The organism is Oligoflexus sp., assembly GCF_035638955.1.
Classification (GTDB): Bacteria; Bdellovibrionota_B; Oligoflexia; order Oligoflexales; family Oligoflexaceae; genus Oligoflexus.
The window spans coordinates 21,555-28,329 of the sequence record NZ_DASQYZ010000051.1 but is presented as its reverse complement, the minus strand read 5'-3'; the positions used below and the strand labels follow the sequence as shown (position 1 = coordinate 28,329).

The following is a 6,775-nucleotide window of genomic DNA, read 5'->3' as shown; positions in this document are numbered from 1 at the left end:
ACCTTGCCTTTTATGAAGTCCAAGAATGCAGTTGATCGTTGTGCTTTTACCTGCGCCGTTGGGGCCAATGAAACCGACCGCAAGGCCCTGCTCAATCTCAAGATCAATGGGACCAAGTTTGAATTTACCAGCGGCAGCCGTTAGCTGAGAGACTTTAAGTGCCAAACTCATTTTATTCTTCGCCTCCTTTTGTTTTTGTCATTTCTTGAATCAACTCATCCACCAATTTATGAATGATTTCTGCCGGCACACCTTCGCCCAGCGCGAGCGCTATAGGCAGTTTGAGTGCATCCTTACAGTGCGACATGGAAACGTGATCGCGATCAGATTGAAGCAAATCGGCAACGTAATATCCTTTGCCGCGTCTTGCGACGACCAGGCCTTCGCGAATAAGCTCATCGTAGGCTCTCTGTACAGTCATCACGCTTATTTTATAAGTTCTCGCCAGGTCGCGGATCGATGGAATCGGGTCACCTGTAGAGACATGACCCGTCAGGATCTGAGCGCGTATTTGCCGAAGAACTTGAGAGTAGAGCGGTTCATTGCTTAGGTCAGACAGGTTCAACAGCATAACTACCTCTTCAGCTGTTCAGTAGCAACATATACAGTTGATGCAGTGATACGCCAAGCAATTTTTAAAAAATGTCAAAAATGAGATTTAAGGGGCTGTTTATAGAGGATATTTTATGCACGAAATCTGAGTCAAGACCTCGAATTTTAGCGATCGATCGGTCTTGATCCTGACATTTCAACGTCATATTGGCATACATGGGGAAAGCCGTAGGGTCACACGGACTGTGCCGTTGGTCATGATATCATAGGGTATAATGGCGAATTTGGAAGCCGATTGACTCAGACAGTCCAGGCTTTGCGGTAATCTTGGGCAAAGTCCCTGAATTTAATCGCGGGTCGTCCAATGAGCTTGCGCAGGTCAACTGTTAAGGTGCCGGCGCCGCCAAATTTCGCGATCGAGTAGATCACGATCATGACCAGGATATACGGGGCATTGATCCCACGTTTCCGCATGCGATGGAAGAACCTGAAAATGGACGGATTGGAATAGCGGATATGGCGGCCCAGTTCAGCTGAGAGTATTTCTGCCACTTCCCGATAGGTCAGCGCCTCGTCGCCCGTGAGTGCATACGCTTTGTTCTCATGTCCCGGCTCGATAAGTGCGACCGCCGCTGCGGCTGCGATGTCCCGGACGTCAATGAAGTTCGTTCGGCCCTGTCCAGCCGGGACAAAGATATCCGCTAGCTCCTTGATTTCGGGTGCATGCGTCCCACTGATATTCTGCATGAAAAAGCCGGGTCTTAAGAACGTGAAGGTGATTCCGCTGAGACGCATGAGCTGCTCGATTTTGCTGTGAGGCAGGAACTTGTTTTTATCGGCGCCTATAACAGAGAGAAAAACAATATGAGCGACTCCGGACTTGCGCGCAGCTTCAATGAAGGGAAGAAAGTAACGTTTGGTGTCGGCAAGTTCAGGCGGACGTACCAGAAAGATCCTGGATACTCCGAGGAGCGCCTTGGGAAACGTATCAGGCTGGTCAAAATCCAAGACGACAGCTTCATTCTTCAAGCCGAACCTGTCTGCGGACTCCAGGTCGCGGAACGCCGCCTTGAACGGAGCCCCGTTTGCCTTGAGTATTCTGGCAAGTTCGGATCCCACGTTGCCGCTGGCACCTGTAACTAATATCATGTTCTTCAGCTCCTAAACCTAAACGAGACTGTTACTTTGTGCCAGCGACACTGGGCGGTTCACTGCTAGCAGCCGGAGCCGCTCGGTTCATTCCATATCGTACAATATTGAATCGACTTTAGCTTAATAAATGGCTGTAATGTGATAGTTCCCGCGACCTCCGAGGCTATTGCGATCCACAAGGTCATAGGAATAATGGACATGATCTCCCACTGTCGCTTTATGGTCATACCCCCACGAATACCACTCCCCATACGGATCGTTTACAATCCAACCGCTGCTATCATAACCGACGATTAAAATGATGTGACCGCTCCCACTTGTGAACTGCCCTTGGAAAATAACAGGGATACCCTGATCAAGGTAGGCCTTGATCTTGGCGACCCCGACTCCTCCAGCATGGTAGGTGCTGTTTTGAGCACCATAGGCTCGCCCTATGGCAGCAAGCTCGCTCCCTGTGAAGACGAGTCCGTACGACTTATAAATTGCGTCGGGTTTGATGGACCGGGTCTTATAACTTAAAGCCATCGCCAGAGTCGTGATGTTGCACGAACGATAGGGCTCGTATTGATTATGTAACTGGTAATAATAGGGGACGGACAGTACGGTTTGCGATTCATCACCGGCATGGCAACTCCATTTCGCATAGCATGCATTTCCACCTGCATGGGCCAGGCAAACCTTAAGTTCTTCAACGTTGCACGATGGGGCCGCGGTAAGTTGGGATGTCGCGCTTTCGTTATGGTTCCGTCCACAGCTTGCAATCACCAATGCACCCAAGATCAGCGCTACATGGAATACTAGTTCTTTCATGCTTTCTCCTCGATTGAATGTGGCTTCGCTTCAGAAGGACGCCTGAAATGTTCCCGCCTTGTTCACGACACCAGGGTGATCTCGGGATTCATAGGTACCCTCGATCCTGCCAGGGGCCATCGCTCCTTGGGCTTTCACTTTATTTTCAATCCAAAAGTTCAACTCGCCCTTGGCACTGACATAGCCGCTAATAGTGAATGACGACCCTCCAGGTGCCGTATATTTCCCCTCGATCCGCCCCAGAGCATCGACATTCATCGGGTCAACCGTGCCTTGATCGAAAGCAAAGCGGTACTGTCCCGTGAAGGGTGACTGATACGTGTCCTGGGTTTGACTCCGGGATTCCAGAATAAGGTTCAGACTGGTTTCATGAATCCTTTCCCCGGTCACAGGACCTAGCGAATTTCCCTCGCCATAGGGCGCATTGTCAGTGCCCGTGATATAGGGCTTTTCTCGATCCCACTCAGAGGCGGGGATGATATATCCAAGGAAATCGTTGCAGGTGTTGGCAAACATCCTTGTGCTACCCGGCATGATATCCAGCAGTGGGGGCCACTCTTTGGGTGCTGTGTCGCGATCCCCACCTATGGGGTGGTCGAGGCCGCCCACGGCAATCTCGGGATAAAGTTCGCCCGGGACAGTGAGCAAGGAAAGACCGCCAATCCGCACGAGGTGAGATTCCGTTTCCACCTTCCAGCCCCAGTTCTCAAAGGTAAACGGGCGGCTGATGAGCTTGACGAGGCTTCCCGCGAGAATAAATTCAAGATTTTCGACGGGTAGCTTATAGCTTCGACTGACGAAGTGAATCGATGGCTCAAGATCATGCTGGGCCTGGGGGGACTGCAAGAGTTCACTGGTGAGTTTCGCCAGATAGCGACCCTGGGCGATGGCCTTGTCAAAGGATGGCTCGATCCAGGTCGCGCCTGTGAAAGGGTCCCGCACGGGAGTGTCGTAACTTGTCGTCGCGAGGCCACCGATGTTTCCTGCGATGAATAGGACCGGCGCGCCCGTGCCTTCGAGAACGGTCTGGCCGTTGAGCTGAATTCCAGATTTCAAAGCATCGCGAAGAAACCCGGGGTAGTCGGCGGTTAAGGATGTGTTGCCACTCCAGAGCGTTTCCACATGATTGCCGAAGTTCACCAATGTTCCAAGCACGGCACCTGTTCCGCTGTCGCGAAACTGTGCAGTCACGAGTCGCGTATCCAGTTTCTCCGGGTAGGGGCGGGTGTCTATCTGCCCAAGATCAGCCGGGACGGTATCGAGCTCAGCCCTGAGCATGGTAGCCGGCTTCTCCTGGCGAATAGCTGCATCAATGGCTCCAGCAATCTGCGACTTCACATGATTCAAATAATCGCGGTTGACGCCGCCACGGAAGTAGTCGGGACCCCAAAGGCCGATCGTGTCGGGCGCTTCATGGTTATGCGTCGCGTGGATCAGCAAGAGGTCAATGGGTGCCGTAACCAGTTTGGCGACTTCATCCTTGTCGTGTCGGAACCAGCCAATGGTATCCACGGAGACCAGGACTATGCGCTTTCCGTTACTGGATACAGACACAGCCACGGCTTTGAGATCGTCGTGGACTGAGGTGGCGACCCGGTTCTGCCCAAAACCAGCTATATAATAGGGATCAAAACGTCCGTTTTGGTTGGTGTCCGTCCAGGGTTCATCCTTGTCGTGGCGACGATTTCCGTTCGAGTCGACGTAAGAATCCATCATCGGTGGCGTGATAATGCTCTCAGCAATTCCAAACTGCAGCGATGCGGCCGATGCGACCATTGGGGCGAAAACCCCAAGGATAAGTGCGATAAATAGTGGCATGCTCTGGCTCCTCTCATCTTTGGGGTTGGGCCGTGATTTTTTCATATTCCTTGACGATACGATCCATGGCATTTCTTTCAAGTGAAAGACCCTTGTGGTATGAGAACTTGTCGTCCTCATACTCCGCTGGGCTGAGGAGGTAGCCTAACCAGTCATTGCCGATGCCGAGAAACATAACGGGATCCTGCGATCTGGCCCCGGCTTTCAGCATTCCACGGATCTGGCCAGTGCCTGACGGAAACATTTCGCCGGGAAGAGTCGCCAGCTGCAACTCGCCCAAGCCGACCAGCGTGATTTCCGTATCCACATATCCCCGGGAGATACCGCGGCCTTCGACGATGTTAAGGCTTTCTGCTAATTTAAACCTGGCATTGGTCACCGGCAGCTGGAACGGATGCTCGACCCATTGCAGACCTGGTCTTTGCAAAGGCTGCGCAGCCAGAGTCAGGGCTTGATTCACTTTTTCCGCCAAATCGTGGCCGTGGAATGACTGCTGCTCGTAGCCAACGGTGACATCGGGGTCCTTGTCGCCGTTGACGAACGGATCCGGTCGCCGGTCAGTATCCTTGAGAGGAATATAACTCGCCCCGAGCATGCCGTTCACATAGATGTGGATTCCATCTCTGAACTCGCCCATGGCCGTACGGAAGGCGCCTGGAAAATCAGAGCTGATCGTGTTGTTGTTGGCCTCAAGAACTGTGGGGTGAGCCGCCCATTGGGTCAGCGTTCCGAGGCTCTGCTGAGTGAGCGGATCGACAAAGCTTAGAGTCGTGATGGTCTCCTCATGCTCAGATCCTGCGGGAAGATAGTTATGCCAATCCGTTTCCTTGTGGGTCTCTGCCCAATGGACCTGGCTGCAGCGTGCTGTGTCTGAAGCACTTTTTATACTGGCTACAATACTTTTTTCCAGAAAATTCATGTACGGCTCATCCCGTCCTGTAAAGAAGGGGAGAGCGCCCCAGAGTCCAAGGACGTCTGGTGCATGATGCGTATGCGTTGCGCTGAGGATCACTTGAACATTCGAACGACCGAGAGTTCTTTTTACTTCCTCTTCAACACGGAGTACGGTAGGCCGGCTTATTCCGACCAGGTCCAAGGATACAATCGCAAGAGCACGTTCGGTATCCGTTTCAACCCAAAAGGTCGAGGCAAAAATGGGATCATGAGTTCCCTCGTGACTCATCCTTGTCGCCGATGGTAGTCCATAATAAGTTCCATAGCCTGCAATCGTGAGTTTATTCATGGGCGTGATGGAGAGTTGAGATAGCCCAATTTTATAAGCCGCGGGTTGGCCGGGAGGGCTTGGGCAGAGCTGCTCAGCAAGAAGAGGGGTTGTGGCAAACAGCAGAGAGGCAGGAAGCAGTCCTGAAAAAATGCGCATGTCATTTTCCTTTTTTGCTCGAGGCTTTTCACAGCCTGATTGCGTTTGGAATTTGACTCCTTATACAAGGATTTTTATTTGGTTAACAATTGTTTGTTTTGATACTTAAAACCTGGGGCGGGATCCTCAGGTTGAAAGCTCTTCCGAAGGTCTGTCGAATGACAGTTGGGCGTTCATATCTACTTTATGCCGAGCAGGCAAGCGATCCAGATCATAAGACCCCACCAGGACGTCAAGATAAAATGGTATATTTCCGCTCTTTTCTCCGACGGTAGCTTCCACTTCCGCAAGAAGCCTTTGAGTGAGGCTTGCGATTCGCAGCAGACCTTCCGGCGAAACAGCCCCCAGAGTATGGCGGATGAAGCCAGGTCCAGAGCCTAAGGTATTGGCGGAATATTCCAGGTCTTTGTCGACCTGGTGCCGTATATCATCGAATTCCATGTAAGGCTCGACGTCCCATTGGACTTCGATCGACCCTTGTTCCTCCACAAGAAGACCAGCTGCAATCATTTCGTCCAAGGCCAATAAACCAATGTCGCCTGCCAGTTGCTCAACGTGCGCTCGATCTATCCCGGCTCTCGATAGCGCCATCCTGATGATCAGATTGTGAGGGCTCGCACGGTGGAACTTTCTGAACCTCTGAGCCATGTCATCATTGGGTGGAGCAGGCAAGCTCCGGCCATTGATTATCTTGTCGAGTACGGGATAGTGCTCACGGATAAAATCCATTTGCTCAGCCTTCAGCAGCACACGATCAATAATTCGAAAAATCGTCTCATCCTTGATCTCATTGACTTCAGCTTGGATGATTCGCCTCAGGGTGGCGTAAGGAACTCCCGTTCGCATAGACAAGGCCTTGACTGTGAGACGCGGAAAGCGAAGGAAATAATTTTCCAACGCTGCCTGCAGCGCCTCGAGTTTTGATTTTCCGTTGGTCATCTCTTGAGCCCCCTGATGTAGCTGGAGGCACTGAACATCGAACTCTTGGCTATCAGGAATACCCTCCTATGGAGCACGCACTCTCCATCGACCCGAGAAATAGGATCAGGCAAGTTACCATAG

Annotated in this window: 7 protein-coding genes; all 7 read right to left on the bottom strand. The window is 51.9% G+C overall.

Features of this window, described 5'->3' with window-relative positions; translation table 11 throughout:
• Positions 1-171: ATP-binding cassette domain-containing protein (locus VE954_RS43710; RefSeq protein WP_349263797.1), on the bottom strand; the 171-nt coding region annotated here is incomplete at its 3' end.
• A gap of 1 nt (position 172) precedes the next feature.
• A complete protein-coding gene (locus VE954_RS05425; protein WP_324950471.1) occupies positions 173-571 on the bottom strand; it encodes a GntR family transcriptional regulator in 399 nt (132 codons plus the stop codon).
• 281 nt (positions 572-852) lie between these two features.
• Complete coding sequence (locus tag VE954_RS05420) at positions 853-1,701, bottom strand: SDR family oxidoreductase (protein WP_324950469.1); 849 nt, start codon at positions 1,699-1,701, stop codon at positions 853-855.
• A gap of 123 nt (positions 1,702-1,824) precedes the next feature.
• Complete coding sequence (locus tag VE954_RS05415; protein ID WP_324950467.1) at positions 1,825-2,514, bottom strand: C39 family peptidase; 690 nt, start codon at positions 2,512-2,514, stop codon at positions 1,825-1,827.
• A 30-nt stretch (positions 2,515-2,544) separates the two neighbouring features.
• Positions 2,545-4,332, bottom strand: coding sequence for a hypothetical protein (locus VE954_RS05410; protein WP_324950465.1), 1,788 nt, complete (start codon positions 4,330-4,332; stop codon positions 2,545-2,547).
• A 13-nt stretch (positions 4,333-4,345) separates the two neighbouring features.
• Positions 4,346-5,713, bottom strand: a complete 1,368-nt coding sequence (locus VE954_RS05405) for a neutral/alkaline non-lysosomal ceramidase N-terminal domain-containing protein (RefSeq protein ID WP_324950463.1) — start codon at positions 5,711-5,713, stop codon at positions 4,346-4,348.
• A gap of 126 nt (positions 5,714-5,839) precedes the next feature.
• Entirely contained in the window at positions 5,840-6,652 is an 813-nt protein-coding gene (locus VE954_RS05400; RefSeq protein WP_324950461.1) for a hypothetical protein, read from the bottom strand.
• Positions 6,653-6,775 lie beyond the last annotated feature (123 nt).